We start from the raw sequence: 16,426 nt of genomic DNA, 5'->3' as shown, positions 1-16,426 counted from the left end.
AGCGTAATGAGAAATATGATTACCAAAATGAATGGACTGACAGCAGAGACTTAAAGCGTCCCACCCCTGTTAATTTAGAATATGCACTACTTTCTAATTCCGGCATAATACAGTACAACCTCTAAAAAATTAAATATGAAAACACAGCTTAAAACTACGATTTTAGCCTCTTTACTTATTGCATTTATTGGTTGTAAGGAAAATCAATCGGTAGAAGTAAATACTCCCGAAGAAGTTAAGCAAGAAGAAAAAATGACTGCCGATATTGCAGACCAGCATTTTATTGATGGAATGACCGGCGCTATATGGCACCACTACCTGGCAATGAAAATGGCCTTAACTGAATCTGATGCAGATCAGGTACAACAATCAGCCGGTAATATCGCAGAGATCTTTACGGAAGAAAGGGCTGATATAAAAGCCATTTCCCAAAGAATTTCAGAAACAGAGGATATTGAAGCACAACGAATATTGTTTGCGCAATTTACTGAAGAATTCGGGCCCATGTTTGAAGATGCTCTTTCGGGAGGCACGATCTATAAAAAGTTTTGTCCAATGGCTTTTGATAATAAAGGAGCTTATTGGTATGCCGACGTAGAAGAGATTTCTAATCCATATTTTGGAGACAGAATGCCCGATTGCGGATCAATAGAAAAAACAATTTCCAAATAACAGAACAATATTTAATTCAACTGAAATTCTAAAAACAATGGACCAAAAAGATAAAAAACACGGCGGAATGAAAAAAGGGATGTATACTAAATTCATCACTATGCTGGTTCTTTCATTCATTGCAATGTATATAACCATGTACATGAATACATATGAATGGGACCACATTTGGTTTAGTTTGACCAGATTTTATATGGCACTACTGGGGATATGTGCAATGGCTGTGATTATGCTCTCCGTGATGCTGGGAATGTATAAAAACAAGAAAAAAAATATTGCCATTTATGCTGGTAGTTTTATAATTTTTGTTAGTGCGCTAGGCCTGGTAAGGGCTCAGGAACCGGTTGGAGATGTGCTGTGGATGAAGGCAATGATACCTCATCACTCGATTGCTATTTTAACCAGTAAAAGAGCTGATATTGACGACCCGGAAGCACAAAAACTTGCAGAGGAAATTATCGAGGCACAAATACGGGAGATTGCGCAAATGAAAAAAATAATTTACCGGCTCGAAAACAAAGAAGAATAACGACGCTCTCTTGTTAAAAGAAAAAGAACAGCTGGTAATAAGCTGAAAAGGCTTTATTCCGGTGGTTAATGCAGTGGATCATGTCAAATAGTCCCGAATGAAATATTTTAACCTGTTGTTCGCCATAGTTTTTATTGCTTCAGCTTTTCTACAATTGAACGATTTGGACCCTCTGCTTTGGTTTGCTATATATCTTTCGGGAGCAGTTATATGTATTCTCTCAATTCTTCAGAAAGGAAGTGTGCTTCTTTTTACAGTAGCTCTGCTCGCGTACCTAATATATGCTGTTGTACTATTTTTTAATCCGGACGGGGTTTGGACCTGGCTTAGTGATTACGAGGCCGAAAATATAACCCAGGGCATGAAAGTAACCAAACCATGGATAGAAAACACAAGAGAATTCTTCGGATTAATAATCCTTACCGCTGTCACTGCTCTAAATATAATACAGCAACGTAGAAAAATAAAAAGCCAATCCTGAAAAAAATCAAATTTGAATGAAGCAATTCTATAGCCTTACCCTTTTACTTTTGTTTTATATCATTCCCAGCTACGGTCAAATAAATTCAGATTCAGAGCTTGAAGGAATTGTAGTAGATCTAAATGGAAATCCTCTAGAAAATGTACAGGTTGAATTATTGAACACTGCTTTTTCCGCGAGAACAAATAACTCCGGAACATTTTTATTTCCTGAAGTTCCATATGGCTGGTATGTCATAACTGCTGAAAAATCCGGTTTTGCTACCTCCTTTAAAAATCTGCAGTTCAACAATGAAAACCAAAAAATAAAATTGGTTCTGGAATCAGAAATGAATCGCCTGGAGACGGTCACTGTAACTGCTCAAAAAAGAGAGGAAATTATTCAGGAGATTCCTCTGAGCATAACAAGTTTATCCTATGAAGCTGTGAAAGAAAGTAAGATCCAGAACGTCAATGACCTTACAGCAATTTCTCCCAACCTCTACGCCAGTGATCCCGGCGATCGCCGCACAGTGACTTCCATCAGGGGAATTGTGTCCACCTCCTACGATCCCGCAATTACAACTTATATCGACGGAGTGAACCAGTTTAACCTGGATACCTATATTACTCAGCTTTTCGACATTGAAAGGATAGAAGTACTGCGAGGCCCCCAGGGTACGCTTTACGGAAGAAATGCAATGGGCGGTGTAATTAATATTATTACCAGGAAACCAGAAAGGGAAACTTCAATCTTTGGAGAAGCTACTTTCGGAAACTTTGGGCAGAAACGTTTATTAGCCGGACTAAGGACTCCTCTGGGAGAAAAATTCTTTTTTGGGGCGGCAGCATTATATGAAGAGCGGGATGGCTTCTATACTAATGAATTCACCGGCTCAACCTATGACGATCAAAAAAACTTTTCAGGAAATTATTACCTGCAGTATCTCATAAGTCCTGCCTGGGAGGCCACTGTCAATTTCAAACATTTTTCAGCAGAAAATCAGGGGGCTTTTCCATTGAATATGGGGGTCGAAGCAGCTTTTGAAAATCCTTATACCCTCAACCAGAACCAGGTTACAGCAATGAAGGATAATACTTTTAACGCATCCCTGGTCATTGATCATAAAAGACATAATCTAAACTTTAGTTCTCAGACCGCTTACCAACAAAATTATCGTTTCTACGAAGATCCAATTGATGCCGATTTTTCCCCTTTAGATGCTATTTCCATCTTCAACAATTACGGAAACGACTGGAACAATGTCAAAGTTTTTACACAGGAATTCAGGTTTTCCCCTCCTCCCAGGGGTGATCGGGACCTGGAATGGACTGCCGGTACTTTCCTGTTCTATCAAAAAAGTCCTGTACGCCAGGCCACAAGATTTGGAGAAGATGCAGGTCTTTTGGGAATGGAGGAAACAAATTTTTCTCTTATCTCTACTACGGAAGCTAATTCCAAAGGTGCTGCGGTTTTTGGACAACTGAATTATTCTCTTACCGAAAAACTTGACCTCATTGCAGGTCTACGGTACGATTACGAGGAAAAAGAACAAAGTGTACTTGGTGAATATCAGGGTTTTTCAGATCCGCAACCTGTTTATGAATTTCAGGCAGATACTACCGGACAGGCAGATTTTACTGCACTTTCCCCAAAGTTGGGATTATCATATTCCGTTGCAGAAGAAAATATTGTCTTCGCTACATACAGCAGAGGGTTTAGAGCCGGAGGTTTAACACCACTTTCTTCAGATCCTTCGCAACCTCCCCTGTATCAATTTGATCCTGAATTTAGCAGCAACTATGAAATAGGTTCCAAAAATGCCTTTTTTGAAGAGAAATTATTTTTGAATGCTACTCTTTTTTACATGGAGGTAAAAGACGTCCAGGTGCCTACTCTGGTTCTGCCCGATGCTATTATTATTACGCGGAATACGGGTAAACTGAGCAGTAAAGGAGTAGAAGTTGAACTAAAGGCACTACTTCTTCCCGGGCTGGAGTTCTCATATGACTTTGGATATACCGACGCTACCTATGAAACCCTTGAGATTTCAGGTGAAGGAGAACAGCTGGATCTGGAAGGAAATAAACAGATATTCACTCCTGAATATACTTCTATGTTAGCCCTGCAGTACGCCCGCAAATTTGGAATAGCAGAAAAATTCGGTTTTTTCGCAAGAGGGGAATGGAAACATCTTGGAAAACAGTATTTTGACCTTGCAAATACTCTTGTCCAGGAGCCGTATAGTATTTACAACAGTCATCTTGGCTTGTCCTACCAGGATTGGAAAATCACATTCTGGGGAAGAAACCTTTTTGATACCACGTACATAAGCTATGGCTACGATTTTGGTGCTGTTCGACTCGGAAATCCAAAAACTTATGGAGTCACGCTCTCAGTAGAACTTTAAAATTAGATTTTTCCGGCCTAAACATAAGAACGTGCCTCCCGGTAACTACCATTTAACAATTATAAAACTACTGTGCGGAAACTAATTTATAAACTTTCCCCGTGTTGCCAACCGGGCCGTTCTCATCACTGGTAAGAAGGAAAATTTCTCCGGCGGCATTTTGTCCAAATCCTAATAAGTAATGGCTCAATCCGGTAGAATTGTTTCTCTTCACCTGTAATTCCTGAAAATCCCACATACCCTGATCTTTCATGTCTGCAACGAATACAGCGCCAGATGGTGTTCCATGATGTTGGGCCCAGGTTCCAAAAATGTAATCTCCATCCAGTTCCTTAAGATTATCTCCTCTATATACATTTCCGCCAATTACAACAAGTCCCTTTCCTCCATGATCAACACCACCTTGTTTAAATTCCAGAACAGGATCAATTAAAGGATTTCCCATCTTATCTTCCTGCGGGCATTCTTCTCTGGTCTTGTCATTATCGTAAGCATTAAAACAATGGGTACCCTCTTTGACATTCCATCCGTAATTTCCGCCTTTGGTTATTACATCAACTTCTTCCCACAGTACCTGCCCGGCATCACCTGCAATAAGTGTATGGTCCCCTTCGGGATCAAACGAAAAACGGTAAGGGTTACGTAATCCATAGGCATATATTTCATCCATTCCTTCTTTACCTACAAATGGATTATCTTCCGGAATACTATAGCGATAACCCTTGTCGACATCGATACGCAGAATGCTGCCAAGAAGATTCTGCTCAACATCCTGACCATTACCTCCGGCATTTTTTTCATACCAGTCGGGAACATGACCAAAATCAATGTCATTGGCGCCTCCCCCATCTCCGACGGATATATATAAAAAATTATCGGGTCCAAAGGCAAGGGTACCGCCATTATGGTTGTACTGCGGTTGGTTGATCTCCATAATAACGTCCTCAGACCTAATATCTGCCATAACAGGGTTGTCTTCCGAGACTTCAAATTCCGAAATATGGGTAGTGTGATCCCAGTGATCTGGTGCCCCCGGCGCAAGTGGTGCGCTGTATAAGACATAGAACCGGCCATTGTATGCATAATCAGGATGAAAGGCAAGACCCAGTAAGCCTCTCTCTTCGTGAGCATCTTTAAGTGGTATGATATGATCTCTCAAGTCTAAAAAGGGTTCTTCCAAAAGACCTCTCTCAGGGGTATGTACTCTAATAACCCCTACCTGGTCTACTATAAAAAGTCTCCCACTTTCATCTGGTGATTCCACCATGGTAACAGGTGAAACCAGGTCTTCGGCTATTAACTCCAGTCCGGCTTCAACCTGAGAAAATAATTTAAAGGGGAGTGATACGAATAGGGTTAGAGATAATGAGAAAATAATCTTTTTCATAACGTCAATTTTATATAATATAAACAAAATCTATTTGCACCTGCTTAACTATTTGTTAAAAGCCAATAGAAAATCAACTGTGCTTTTAGCATATTCTTCTAAATCTCACAGAAGAAATATGAAATACAGCAGGTAAATCCTTCAAAAGAATAATGTGATTACACTTTTTCCATAGTTCTTACTTAATGCTCGACTTTCTCACCCTTCTTCCCTTTCCGTAGGTATACAAGATATTCGGCGATGTTTTCCACCTCCTCATCGCTTAGCATTTTATCATTGAAGGCAGGCATTACCCCAATACCATTCCTTATCTGGAATTCGATAACATCTTCTGGCAGGGGCTTGTTAATAATTGCCAGCCCTACTCCTGCCATTCCACCGGGATGACAGGAGGCACAATACTCATTGAACAGCACCCGCCCTTGTTGGAGACTCTCTGTGGGCATTTCCACGACCTGTGCAAGTGGTGCAGTTTTAGGAGCCGAGCAGCTACTCATTCTTACCCCCAAAAATAAGATGCAAAGGAGCAAGAAAATTATCCCGGTCCGTCTTATTGATCCTGCTTCGTTACTTTCCATATCACACCGCTTTTTTTCATAGGATTTGGTCCTTTGTCTGTCATTGTCATTATTCCAAAATCCACTATATACAAAGCATCACCTGAGGGATTAAAACTTACAGAAACCGGGCGTTCGAGTCCGCCGGACTTCAGCCAGGTGGCAGGACCGTTCTTTACAGCCTTGTTCACTGCGAATTCTTCTACAATACCCGAATCAACATCAACCCTCACTACCTTAAATCCCACGGGTGCCAACACCTTTCCCACTCCGGGAGCCATGTCCCCAAATTGAGCCACAAAAGCCTGTCCGTTAAATCCGAAATTTTTGTTCGTTGAGAAACTAATTCCATTGGAGGAAGAATGCACCCCAAAAGTAGCTACAGGATGAGGTGGTTCTTCGGGATACTGTGCCATTACCGGCGCGGGGCTGTCTTTGCCCGGCACTTCCAGGTTTGTAATTTTATGGCTCCCATTGTAGTCAGGCCAGCCGTACCATCGGTTTTTTTCCAGCTTCCACAACAGGTCTCCGGTGCCCCAAACTGGCCGGCTCCCACGCACGTCGTAGGAATTTTGGGTTATATAAATTTCACCATCAGGAGCTACTGCCATTCCATAAGGGTTGCGAAAACCCCAGGCTACCAACTCGAGGTCTCCTCCGTCAACAGGTATTCGCATTATTGCTCCGGTACAGGGAAGAGCTCCTTCTATTACCTGGTTTGGTTCCACTGTTTTGTTGTAAGGCGAAAAAGGCCCTGTTACGGCAATATCATCAGAGGCATCTGTAAGAACATTTTCTGTTTCGAATGTGAGGGGATTTACCAGAATGTCCTTACAGGGAATATCGTGAAAATCTTCATAGCGATACAACCAGCCAAATTCAGCATTATCAAGACCCACAACTCCCGAATTGGTTGCCGTTCCCTGTCCGAAGTATACATAGCCTTCTTTTATTACAGGACCATTGGTATGATGATCTCCAAGACTGGGAAGACCATCTACAAGAACTTCGGCTTCCCCTTCTTTATTAACTTTCAGTATCTTTCCCCCCTTTAATTCCCCGCCTTCAGAAATAAAAAAATGTTCATTGTAGTAGGTGACGCCATTCCAAGGTCCATTGATCTCACCGGTAAAAATAGTGGTGCGGCTGCCGTCAGGTTCGACTCTAAGCAGTTTAGGCTCCAGAAAAACTTCCCCATACGAATAGCCCGCTTCAATAACGTATGGTGTCCCCTGTTCATCAAAGGTTACAGCCGTGGGGAATGTAAGGTCTCTGGCCACCACTTCAATTTCGTATCCTTCAGGAAGAAGCACGTCTGCAGGATCAATATTACGGCGGTCGGGATCATATGACAACTGTCCGCCTCCATCAGAAGACATGATGCGATAACAACCGGAAACCAGGAAAAGGATACCCAGAAAAAGAATAATATTTAAGTGCCCTTTCATCAGATTTGAATTAACTAAAAAAGTTGTCATTTTCTGGAGGGAATTAATTAAAGTTAATGAGTTGATTCTAAGGCCGCAAATAGCTTAACGGCCTTTTAACTTTACAGGGAGGAATTGAGGGGAATATGATTAATAAAAATCTATTCCTGAAGGTGCTGCAACCTTCTCATCTTCCAAATTCATCTGAAGCCCCTCTTTTCAGGACCAGCCGCTGTGAATTAGAATCTTTGGACAGGAGAGTAACTAAATAACTTTTTATTACAGCTTATTTAACTGAAAATCGAAATTTTATAAACTACATTTCTGGTAAACGAAATGCCTTAATGAAACGAACTCAAGATCAGGGGCCGAGACCCCCTAGCTCCCTTTACACAATAACCTGTTATCAAATCCTACCCAAAAACCTGCTATAATGAAAAATTTTAAAGATTTCGAAAAATTTGAAGAGCGACTTAATTCCCTCGATGAAGATATTAGATCCTCTGCACTGGAATATGCTTCCCAGTTATTTTCAAAGAAGAATATTAGCAGAGAAGAAGCACTCGAAAAAGGTATTTCACGAGCCGAGCTTGAGAAAAGGAACTTATAACCCGATATGGGTAAAATCTGTGATATTAAATTTAACTCAAAAAGACAATTTAAATTTCACATGCTCTCACTCATTACCTCCGTAAAAATGAAGCGTCAAAATGAAAAATCTTATTGATTATCGAAATGAGTTTTTATCTACTTTTGCTGCTCTTAAAAAAATATGATCCAGGAAATTATAAACGCCATGTTATGGAGTATTTCTCCCTTTGGTGAAGCGAAGGTGGGAATACCTTATGCCATATTAAATGGGGTTAATCCTGTTATTGCTTTTTTCTTTTGTTTTATTGCCAATGTGCTGGTATTTCCGGTCATGCATTTTTTTCTCCATTTCATCAACAAACATTTTTTAAAATGGAGATTATATAAAATTGGTGCCATTAAGGTCGCAAAAAGGGCAAAAAAAGGTGCCGGTAAAAATGTTGTGAAGTATGGCTTTTGGGGCTTATTAATATTTGTCATGATGCCAATTCCCGGCACAGGAGTATACGCAGGAACAATTGCAGCATATTTATTCCGGATTCCTGTAAAACTCGCATTTGCTGCCAACACGATAGGTATCTTTTTCTCTTGCGTCATTGTATGGGTAGCTACTGTTTTGGCTTCAGGAGAAAATTTTTAAGAATTCCCCTGTTTATTTCATTACCTAAAAATATCATCTTGTCTCCTCAGGATTAATTCCTGCTCCAATTAAATCTTTTTCTGAATTTTCTGAAATGTTCGACATACTGAAAATTTTCTGAATTCCAGAAAAAGGCACTACTGTTATTTATTGTGGTCCCTTAAGCCACAATATCTCCAAACTGGTACAAATTTCTAATTCCCAGATAAATAGTTAAGGAATTCCTATTCATTTTTCGGTTTAACCTTTTTTAGTATTCTTATGTCAAAGTGCGTTAAGTTCTATGGGTTTAAGTAATGCTCTGGTTATATTAGTAAGGAAGATTAAAGGAAAAAACAAGACACTCTTTTAATCTCAATATGTTCGAAAATGGAAAAAAAAGATAAAAAAATAGAATTAAAAGAAGAAAGACTCAAGGTTGGGAAGAGAAAAGTCGAAACTGGCCGGGTAAAAATTTCCAAAAAGGTTCTTCAGGAAGAAGTACCTGTTGATTTTTCCGGTTTTGAAGAAGAGATTGAAATTGACAGAAAAAAGATTGGTCGCATCGTTGAAAATCCGGGACCGGCTGTTAGAGAAGAAGGAGATTCAACTGTATACTCCTTATATAAAGAAGTATATGTAAAACAAACCATCCTTGAAGAAGAAGTATGGATCTCGAAAAAGAAGGTTCAAAAATCTTTCAAAGGCAAAGAAAAATTAAAGAGAGAAGTTTTGGACATCCAACGAACTCCCACCAAACCTTTAAGAAAAGAATAGATAATAGATCAACCGATTAAATTTTAATATTAACCAAAAATCAAATTATGGCACAATTAGATGTAGAACCTAAAAAGGATAAGAATAATGACTGGTGGAAATGGCTACTCGGAATTCTGGCCGCAATAATAATTATCTGGGTGATCCTGGAAAACACAGGTGACGATGATGATATTATTGAAGACGAACCAGATCCTATAACGGCTATAGAACACAACACGCTTTTAACTACACCGGTTTTTGAAGTCTAGAGCTGAAAGCATATAAAAAATTATTAACTAAAAAATAAAAACATTATGGAAAAGAGAACAAGAATAAACCATTTAGAAGAATTGAATCATAGTGATTATAAAATCGCAGATGATCAACCAAATATTGATAACTGGAAGATCGTTGACAGATCTGACAAAAAAGTTGGAAAGGTTCACGATATGCTGTTTGATAAGGACCGAATGAAAGTGAGGTATATTATTACCAATCTTAAAGATGGGGAAATTATGAACGACGATCGAAAGGTTCTAATTCCAATTGGCCAGGCCCAGTTAAATACGAGTAAGGAAAGAGTTATTGTTCCCAATATTAAAAAGGAGCATTTGACTACTCTGCCAAAATATGATAAAGCAGATAACCTTACCCAGGAAGATGAAACCCTTATTGTAAATACCTTTACCGGAACCAAAGGTACCACTCAGTATAAAAAGGAAACTTTCTACGACAACGAAAACTTCAATGAAGACAAATTCTATGACCATGAAAAAAATAATAAAATGGAAAATAGAACCACCGATAAAAAAGTGGATGTTGTTGAAGAGAATCTGGAAGTTGGAAAAAAAGAAGTTCAAACCGGTGGAGCAAAAGTTACGAGCCGCGTAGTTGAACGTCCTGTTGAAGAAAGAGTAAATCTAAGGGAAGAGAACGTAGAAGTTAAACGAAACCCTGTAGATAAGCCTGCCGACACTTCAAAAATGAAAAATTTTGAAGAAAAAACAATTGAAGCAAAAGAAACTTCAGAGGTACCGGTAGTCAACAAAGAAGCGAGAGTAAAAGAAGAGGTAACTCTTGAGAAAGAAGTGAAGAATAAAGAAGAAGTTATTAAAGACAAGGTAAAAGAGACCAAAGTCGATGTTGACAAAAAGTCTGATAACACGAAAGACAGAGATGGCTTTGCTTCGAGAAAAAGATCAAATACCGAGAAGACTGATAAGAACAGGTTCTAGTATTGATGCAATTTGATTTAATTTTGAATTGAGAACCTGACACAGATTCTCATTCTGGAGGAAAGGATAAGACTTTAAAGAAGTTTTATCCTTTCTTTTTTACCATAAAATCTTCAAAACCGAATACTGGATCTGTAAATTTATGGAATGGAAAAACTCATTCCTATCCCCCGATTTCCTGCCTAAAAACTAAGCCTTCTTAAATTTTCATTGCAGGTTAAAGAAGTGGTAAATATAGTTAAAGCCTATTAAAGCTTTTTGAAGCAATAACATCTGTACGTATTTTACGAAAGACGGCATCTATAGTCGTCACAAAGGCCATTTGGTTATGAACCGTGCCGGTCAACCCTAATAAGCCTGAGTTACATGTTTAATTAAAAAAATATCATTTTGACAAAAAATAATAGAATTCTGCATGCAAATTACAATCCGGAAGTATGGTGGATACGGCTACAGCATCGTTTTTTGATTTTCTTTTTTTTAATCTTCTTCTTATCTCCAACCGAAAGCCACAGTCAATTCTTTAATCCCGAAGATTCTTTTATAGAAAATGCCGGCGATGGTACACTCTTTTTAATACCCGCATCGGCAGTGGCAACAACTCTTATACTTGAAGATTATGAAGGTACCTGGCAATTCACCAAGAGCGCAGCCCTTAACCTGGCGGTGACCGGTGCAGCCAAGGTATTGATCAATAAAGACCGGCCGTTTAAAGGCGGTGGCTATGCCTTCCCTTCGGGACATACCTCGGTAACTTTCCAGAGTGCCTCTTTTTTTCACCGGAGGTATGGCTTCAAATATAGTATTCCAGCTTACTTACTTGCAGGATACACCGGCTTTAGTCGTATTCATGCTACCCGTCATGACGGCTGGGACGTGCTGGCAGGTGCTGTTGTGGGTATAGGAAGCACCTGGTTCTTCACCAATCCCAGAGAGAAGAATAAAAATGTAGAATTAACTTTCAGCAGTTCTGATGATCACTACTTACTTGGATTTAAATATATTTTCTGAAATGGATCCAGGTTTATTGCTGAAAACACACTCCCCTTTATTCACTATCAGTAAATTAATTCACAATTCTTACCCAATAAAAAAGAGGCTGCCAGTCGGCAGCCTCTAAGTATCTTCTTATTTCAAAGAATTAATCTATTTTTCTGAAATTCCCCTGAATGTCGAATTCCAATTCGGTACCATCAGCCAGTTCAATTTCCTGTTCCTTATCCTGCTTTTCCCACCCAATTACCTGTGCATTTGGATAGTTGGCCTCCAGATAAGAGGTGACTTTTGACGGTAAGGCCGACATTGTTATAGCTTCATTGCGTTGACTGTCGATTTCGATTAAATTTCCATTTTCATCAAAATCCAGTTCTATTCCGTTGGACAATCTAACTTCGTACTTCTCATCCTCCCAAATCTGCCAGTTACTATATTCTTCTACTTCGTTAACAGTAACCGCAGAGAAGTGCTCACTGACGAAATTCTGGGCAGTGGCCGGTAAATTTCCGGTATTTACCTGTGCAAATACTCCAATTGAGAATAGGGCGAAAAATGCCGATACATATACTCTTTTCATAACTTATTGTTTTAAATTCACAGCGAAATAAGGAACCAAATCTGGAAAAAAATGGGAACAGTTTTGAATGGAATCCTAAATGTTTCCCAAATTCACTTCTAAATTTGACGCATGAAGATCCTGATAATTGAAGACGAGAAAGACATGAGGCATAATATGCAGGTTACCCTGGAGAAGGAAGGTTTCCTTGTCGAGCCGGTAGCTTCTTATCAGGATGCCATTTCTAAAATAGGAGTTTATGACTACGATTGCATTCTGCTCGATATCACTCTGCCAGATGGGAACGGACTGGAAATTTTGAAATTACTAAAAGAGAAAGGCTATAGTGATTCTGTCATTATAGTTTCGGCTAAAGACTCTCTTGATGACAAGGTCAAGGGACTGGAACTGGGTGCCGACGATTACCTCCCCAAGCCATTTCACATGGCTGAACTTCATGCAAGGGTTAAAGCTGTACTTCGACGGCGAAAGCTGAACGGAAGTAAACTTTTTGAAGTCTCCAATGTTACAATAGAAATAGATAGTCACCTGGTAAAAGTGAATCACAGGGAACTGGAACTTAACCGGAAGGAATTTGATGTGCTTTTTTACCTCTGTACAAACCGGGACCGGCTGGTAAGTAAATCGGCTTTGGCAGAACATGTGTGGGGAGATTATATTGACCAGACTGATAACTTTGATTTTATTTATTCCCAGATAAAAAATCTGAGAAAAAAATTATCAGACGCAAATGCAGGGATCGAGATCAAAGCAGTTTACGGAATAGGTTATAAGCTCCTGGTTCCATGAAACTCCTCAACTACACAACTACTTATTTTGCTGTTATTCTTGTCTTCCTGCTGGGCATTTGGGCTCTCATCTTCTACTTTGAAATTCTGGATGAAATTTATGACAGTATGGATGATGGTCTTGACAACCAGAAAATGCTGGTGATAAGGAAGGCCAGACAAGACTCAATAACTCTTAAACAAAGGGCTTTTGAAGATGGAAACTATATTATTACTCCTACTTCTCCAGATCTTGCCAGGGGTTTTACAGATTCTTACCGGGATACGCTAATGTTTATGGAAAATGAATTGGAATATGAACCGGTACGACTTCTGGAAAGTGTTTTTCAGCAGGGAGGGTCCTTTTATAAGATCAAAGTCGTCACTTCCATGGTGGAAGAAGATGACTTGCAGAAAGAACTTTTCTTTTCCCTCCTCTGGCTGTATATCGGTCTGATCCTCACCATCGTTTTACTTAACAACTTCTTTCAGCAAAAAGCCTGGCAACCATTTTATAAACTTTTACGCCGACTCGAGAAATTCAGCATAGAAAAAGATGAGGAAATTAAATACGAGGATACAAAAATCCATGAATTTCAATTGTTGAATAAGCGTATAGACCACTTGCTGAAAAAATCTGTAGAGAGCTATAAAAGCCAGAAAGAATTTATTGAAAATGCCTCTCATGAGCTACAAACTCCCCTGGCAGTTAGCATAAACAAACTTGAGTTGATGGCAGAAAATGCAGATCTTTCTCCCAACCAAATGGAGGAATTGGGAATTGTACTTCACAGCCTCGAAAGACTCACCCGGTTAAACAAGTCATTACTACTACTTTCCCGGATCGAGAACCGGCAGTTTACAGAGAAAGAGGAAATCAATTGGAACCCTCTTATAAAACAAATAGTTTCAGAATTTAATGACTTTGCTGCCCACCGGAAAGTGGAAATTATTTTATTTGAAGAAGTTGAAATTCAAAATTCAGGAAGTAAGGACCTCGCCGGGATCCTGGTCTCAAACCTCCTCAAAAATGCCATTTTTCACACCCCTTCGGGTACTACCGTCGAAGTGAAATTTACCCATAATGCAATTCATTTTAGCAATCCAGGTTCTTCCCCTCTTGAAAAGAAAAAAATCTTCAGCAGGTTTAAAGGTACCGAAAAAGCAGATGCTACAGGGCTCGGACTCACGATTTCTAAAGCCGTAGCAGAGAAGATGGATTTGAAACTCATCTATAATTTCACTACTGAAAAACACATCTTCAGCATTCATTTTTAAGTTCCCAATTCTTTCCAGTTTCCTTCCGCAAATTAGCAGCAAAGGAATAAAAGTGAAGGCTAGAAATCTTTTTATCATTTTAATTGGTCTAGGCTTATTGTCTTGTGACAACGACGACTATCCGTATTCTGAAGTGCCCTCTGTGGTACTAAATGAATTTATGGCAGAATATTCCAAGGCCAGCGATGTAGATTTTAAACCCAAGGGAGAAAACTACGAGGTAGAATTTGAAATTGATGGAAATGATCATAAAGCACTTATCAATTCCTCAGGAAATCTCCTCAGGGAAAAGAAGGAAATTTCCTGGAATGAGCTACCGATTGAAGTACGGGAGACACTCAATATGGAGCTTGGGAAAAAAGATATTAAGAATCTTGAGCTGGTGAGATGGGGAACGAAAATTTTCTATCAGGCAGAAGTAGATAGATTTTTAGTAAATGAAGAGGTGGTCCTGGATAAAACCGGAAAACAGGATCCGAAATTGAATTTCTGGAAATAATAAAGCGATGAAAAAGATCAATTTTGGGATAGTTGCGGTGCTGGTGTTACTGGTGAGTGTATTTTCTTTTAAAGAAAGATCTCCCGAAAAACCAAAAATGGACCCGGCTTATGAGATCCTCCAAAAATGGGATCTACCCAATGCTCTTTCAGAAGTATCGGGAATCGCCTGGCTTGGAGAAGAGCGTATTGCCTGTGTACAGGATGAAGATGGAATAATTTTTATTTATAATCTTCAAACCTCCAAGATCGAAAGTAAAACAAAATTCGGCAACGGGGGAGATTATGAAGGTATAGCAGTGATCGAAAACGATGCTTATATTCTGCGAAGTGACGGGATCATTTTTAAGGTAGGAGGTTTTACGGGACAAGATCCCCAGGTTCAAAAACATGTAACTACCACAAATCAGCTCCACGGGATCAACCTGGAGGGCTTATGTGCAGATCCTGCAAACAACCGTCTGCTCATGGCAGTAAAAGAAGGCAGAAATTTTAATAAAAATAAAGGGATCTATGTTTTTGATCTCAACAAAAATAATTCTGATAAAAAACCATTGTTTTTGCTAGAACTTTCAGATTCCATTTTTGACGGAGTAGATGAAAAGCTGAAAAATAGATTTGCTCCCGGAGAAATTGGTATTCATCCGCAAACAGGAGAGTATTTCATTCTTGATGGCACCCGACCGAAAATCCTTATTACCGATGAAGATGGAGCTCCAAAAGAACTTCTAATGTTAAGAAGCAGGGATTTCGGAAATCCTGAAGGTTTGACGTTTAGTCCCGCAGGAGATCTCTATATCTCAAATGAAGCGGCAGATGGCCCTGCAAATATCCTAAAAGTGTCTCTAAACCGAAAATAATTAAAAACTAGCTTTATATAAAGATACAGATCTGGTTTTCCTATCAGTTCAAATTTTACTATTAGCAAAGCAAAAAGAAAAAAAATATATGAATAATGATTCTTTAGACTCCCCAACAGTTAAACAGAGTAAACTCCCTCTTTACATATCGGCAGGTATTATTTTATCTCTTGTTCTGGCCTACTTTTTTATTCCCGGTGTCCAGAATTTTCTAACTGAAGCATGGAATGTTCTTACCAGCGATGATGAAGCAAGGATCAAAGAATGGGTTGATCAATTCGGGTGGTTCGGCCCCGTGATCCTTGTATTGACTATGATCGCACAAATGTTTCTTTTGGTGATCCCGACTATAGCACTAATGGTCGTCTCTGTCCTGGCGTATGGCCCCCTTTTCGGCAGTATTATCATCATGATTTCAGTGTTTGCAGCTTCCTCTGTTGGTTATTTTATTGGGAGATACTTTGGTCCCGTAATCGTGGAAAAACTTATAGGTCACAAAAATGAAAAGAAGATTAGTAGCTTCATTGATAACTATGGCTTCTGGGCCGTTATTGTGACCAGACTCAATCCATTTCTTTCGAATGATGCTATAAGTTTTGTAGCAGGTATTTTAAAAATGGGCTACTGGAAATTTATCGGTGCCACCCTGGTAGGAATTGCACCGCTGGCATTATTTATTGCTATTATTGGAAAAAGTACAGGTGCACTTACAACAGGATTATTATGGGGCTCGGTAATTAGTTTGATCCTGTTTGGACTCTACGTGTACTGGGACAGGAAAAAAAGATCATCAACTAATTAATA

Annotated in this window: 19 protein-coding genes; 15 read left to right on the top strand and 4 right to left on the bottom strand. The window is 39.3% G+C overall.

The annotated features are described in order from the left end of the window. Positions 1–135: 135 nt before the first annotated feature. The 4 genes from H148_RS0115705 (at position 136) to H148_RS18975 (ending at position 4,071) form a co-directional block, all read left to right on the top strand. Positions 136–672, top strand: a complete 537-nt coding sequence (locus H148_RS0115705; protein ID WP_029035648.1) for a DUF3347 domain-containing protein — start codon at positions 136–138, stop codon at positions 670–672. A 37-nt stretch (positions 673–709) separates the two neighbouring features. Beyond that, a complete protein-coding gene (locus H148_RS0115700) occupies positions 710–1,201 on the top strand; it encodes a DUF305 domain-containing protein (protein ID WP_029035647.1) in 492 nt (163 codons plus the stop codon). Between the two features lie 97 nt (positions 1,202–1,298). Next, positions 1,299–1,682 carry a transmembrane 220 family protein gene (locus tag H148_RS18110; RefSeq protein WP_083961706.1) on the top strand — a complete coding sequence of 128 codons (384 nt, stop codon included), beginning with the start codon at positions 1,299–1,301 and terminating at the stop codon, positions 1,680–1,682. Positions 1,683–1,698: 16 nt separating this feature from the next. Next, positions 1,699–4,071 carry a TonB-dependent receptor gene (locus tag H148_RS18975; protein ID WP_029035646.1) on the top strand — a complete coding sequence of 791 codons (2,373 nt, stop codon included), beginning with the start codon at positions 1,699–1,701 and terminating at the stop codon, positions 4,069–4,071. A gap of 67 nt (positions 4,072–4,138) precedes the next feature. On the opposite strand, the gene H148_RS18105 is transcribed toward H148_RS18975, so the two are convergent. The 3 genes from H148_RS18105 to H148_RS0115675 form a co-directional block, all read right to left on the bottom strand. Then, positions 4,139–5,458: a PQQ-dependent sugar dehydrogenase gene (locus tag H148_RS18105; protein ID WP_211222998.1), complete on the bottom strand. Its 1,320-nt coding sequence runs from the start codon at positions 5,456–5,458 to the stop codon at positions 4,139–4,141. Between the two features lie 182 nt (positions 5,459–5,640). Further along, a complete protein-coding gene (locus H148_RS0115680) occupies positions 5,641–6,036 on the bottom strand; it encodes a c-type cytochrome (protein ID WP_083961704.1) in 396 nt (131 codons plus the stop codon). Beyond that, positions 6,009–7,463, bottom strand: a complete 1,455-nt coding sequence (locus H148_RS0115675) for a PQQ-dependent sugar dehydrogenase (protein ID WP_029035644.1) — start codon at positions 7,461–7,463, stop codon at positions 6,009–6,011. Before H148_RS0115675 ends, H148_RS0115680 begins: the two co-directional genes overlap by 28 nt. 412 nt (positions 7,464–7,875) lie before the next feature. Here H148_RS0115675 and H148_RS18720 point away from each other — a divergent pair, with 412 nt between their 5' ends. The 6 genes from H148_RS18720 (at position 7,876) to H148_RS0115640 (ending at position 11,657) form a co-directional block, all read left to right on the top strand. Continuing rightward, positions 7,876–8,052 carry a hypothetical protein gene (locus H148_RS18720; RefSeq protein WP_169578590.1) on the top strand — a complete coding sequence of 59 codons (177 nt, stop codon included), beginning with the start codon at positions 7,876–7,878 and terminating at the stop codon, positions 8,050–8,052. Positions 8,053–8,214: 162 nt separating this feature from the next. Continuing rightward, positions 8,215–8,673 carry a COG2426 family protein gene (locus H148_RS0115660; protein ID WP_029035643.1) on the top strand — a complete coding sequence of 153 codons (459 nt, stop codon included), beginning with the start codon at positions 8,215–8,217 and terminating at the stop codon, positions 8,671–8,673. Between the two features lie 369 nt (positions 8,674–9,042). Beyond that, entirely contained in the window at positions 9,043–9,429 is a 387-nt protein-coding gene (locus H148_RS0115655) for a YsnF/AvaK domain-containing protein (RefSeq protein WP_029035642.1), read from the top strand. A 47-nt stretch (positions 9,430–9,476) separates the two neighbouring features. Further along, the gene (locus H148_RS0115650; protein WP_029035641.1) at positions 9,477–9,680 is read left to right on the top strand and encodes a hypothetical protein; all 204 of its coding nucleotides are present in this window, start codon (positions 9,477–9,479) and stop codon (positions 9,678–9,680) included. A 45-nt stretch (positions 9,681–9,725) separates the two neighbouring features. Further along, the gene (locus tag H148_RS18415; protein ID WP_051286541.1) at positions 9,726–10,646 is read left to right on the top strand and encodes a DUF2382 domain-containing protein; all 921 of its coding nucleotides are present in this window, start codon (positions 9,726–9,728) and stop codon (positions 10,644–10,646) included. A gap of 390 nt (positions 10,647–11,036) precedes the next feature. Then, a complete protein-coding gene (locus H148_RS0115640; protein WP_245583440.1) occupies positions 11,037–11,657 on the top strand; it encodes a phosphatase PAP2 family protein in 621 nt (206 codons plus the stop codon). Between the two features lie 130 nt (positions 11,658–11,787). Here H148_RS0115640 and H148_RS0115635 read toward each other — a convergent pair whose 3' ends face one another. Then, positions 11,788–12,219 carry a PepSY-like domain-containing protein gene (locus tag H148_RS0115635; protein ID WP_029035639.1) on the bottom strand — a complete coding sequence of 144 codons (432 nt, stop codon included), beginning with the start codon at positions 12,217–12,219 and terminating at the stop codon, positions 11,788–11,790. A 111-nt stretch (positions 12,220–12,330) separates the two neighbouring features. Between H148_RS0115635 and H148_RS0115630 the strand changes: the two genes are divergently transcribed. The 5 genes from H148_RS0115630 (at position 12,331) to H148_RS0115610 (ending at position 16,424) form a co-directional block, all read left to right on the top strand. Beyond that, positions 12,331–13,008 (top strand): response regulator transcription factor, encoded by a 678-nt coding sequence (locus H148_RS0115630; RefSeq protein ID WP_029035638.1) that lies wholly within the window; start codon positions 12,331–12,333, stop codon positions 13,006–13,008. Further along, positions 13,005–14,264, top strand: a complete 1,260-nt coding sequence (locus tag H148_RS0115625; RefSeq protein ID WP_029035637.1) for a sensor histidine kinase — start codon at positions 13,005–13,007, stop codon at positions 14,262–14,264. Before H148_RS0115630 ends, H148_RS0115625 begins: the two co-directional genes overlap by 4 nt. Positions 14,265–14,316: 52 nt before the next feature. Next, on the top strand, positions 14,317–14,763 hold the full coding sequence (locus tag H148_RS0115620) for a hypothetical protein (protein ID WP_156877276.1): 447 nt from the start codon (positions 14,317–14,319) through the stop codon (positions 14,761–14,763). Between the two features lie 7 nt (positions 14,764–14,770). Beyond that, positions 14,771–15,622 (top strand): hypothetical protein, encoded by an 852-nt coding sequence (locus tag H148_RS18095; protein ID WP_037325456.1) that lies wholly within the window; start codon positions 14,771–14,773, stop codon positions 15,620–15,622. 88 nt (positions 15,623–15,710) lie between these two features. Next, positions 15,711–16,424 (top strand): TVP38/TMEM64 family protein, encoded by a 714-nt coding sequence (locus H148_RS0115610; protein ID WP_029035635.1) that lies wholly within the window; start codon positions 15,711–15,713, stop codon positions 16,422–16,424. Positions 16,425–16,426 lie beyond the last annotated feature (2 nt).

It is taken from the genome of Salinimicrobium terrae DSM 17865 (assembly GCF_000424665.1).
In the GTDB taxonomy this organism is placed as follows: domain Bacteria; phylum Bacteroidota; class Bacteroidia; order Flavobacteriales; family Flavobacteriaceae; genus Salinimicrobium; species Salinimicrobium terrae.
This window is presented reverse-complemented; position numbering and strand designations above follow the sequence as displayed.

What these genes read in the sequence shown, in the direction of transcription:
- H148_RS0115705 (WP_029035648.1), top strand. Translation starts at nt 136, where the DNA reads ATGAAAACACAGCTTAAAACTACGATTTTAGCCTCTTTACTTATTGCA.
- H148_RS0115700 (WP_029035647.1), top strand. Translation starts at nt 710, where the DNA reads ATGGACCAAAAAGATAAAAAACACGGCGGAATGAAAAAAGGGATGTAT.
- H148_RS18110 (WP_083961706.1), top strand. Translation starts at nt 1,299, where the DNA reads ATGAAATATTTTAACCTGTTGTTCGCCATAGTTTTTATTGCTTCAGCT.
- H148_RS18975 (WP_029035646.1), top strand. Translation starts at nt 1,699, where the DNA reads ATGAAGCAATTCTATAGCCTTACCCTTTTACTTTTGTTTTATATCATT.
- H148_RS18105 (WP_211222998.1), bottom strand. Translation starts at nt 5,458, where the DNA reads ATGAAAAAGATTATTTTCTCATTATCTCTAACCCTATTCGTATCACTC.
- H148_RS0115680 (WP_083961704.1), bottom strand. Translation starts at nt 6,036, where the DNA reads ATGGAAAGTAACGAAGCAGGATCAATAAGACGGACCGGGATAATTTTC.
- H148_RS0115675 (WP_029035644.1), bottom strand. Translation starts at nt 7,463, where the DNA reads ATGAAAGGGCACTTAAATATTATTCTTTTTCTGGGTATCCTTTTCCTG.
- H148_RS18720 (WP_169578590.1), top strand. Translation starts at nt 7,876, where the DNA reads ATGAAAAATTTTAAAGATTTCGAAAAATTTGAAGAGCGACTTAATTCC.
- H148_RS0115660 (WP_029035643.1), top strand. Translation starts at nt 8,215, where the DNA reads ATGATCCAGGAAATTATAAACGCCATGTTATGGAGTATTTCTCCCTTT.
- H148_RS0115655 (WP_029035642.1), top strand. Translation starts at nt 9,043, where the DNA reads ATGGAAAAAAAAGATAAAAAAATAGAATTAAAAGAAGAAAGACTCAAG.
- H148_RS0115650 (WP_029035641.1), top strand. Translation starts at nt 9,477, where the DNA reads ATGGCACAATTAGATGTAGAACCTAAAAAGGATAAGAATAATGACTGG.
- H148_RS18415 (WP_051286541.1), top strand. Translation starts at nt 9,726, where the DNA reads ATGGAAAAGAGAACAAGAATAAACCATTTAGAAGAATTGAATCATAGT.
- H148_RS0115635 (WP_029035639.1), bottom strand. Translation starts at nt 12,219, where the DNA reads ATGAAAAGAGTATATGTATCGGCATTTTTCGCCCTATTCTCAATTGGA.
- H148_RS0115630 (WP_029035638.1), top strand. Translation starts at nt 12,331, where the DNA reads ATGAAGATCCTGATAATTGAAGACGAGAAAGACATGAGGCATAATATG.
- H148_RS0115625 (WP_029035637.1), top strand. Translation starts at nt 13,005, where the DNA reads ATGAAACTCCTCAACTACACAACTACTTATTTTGCTGTTATTCTTGTC.
- H148_RS18095 (WP_037325456.1), top strand. Translation starts at nt 14,771, where the DNA reads ATGAAAAAGATCAATTTTGGGATAGTTGCGGTGCTGGTGTTACTGGTG.
- H148_RS0115610 (WP_029035635.1), top strand. Translation starts at nt 15,711, where the DNA reads ATGAATAATGATTCTTTAGACTCCCCAACAGTTAAACAGAGTAAACTC.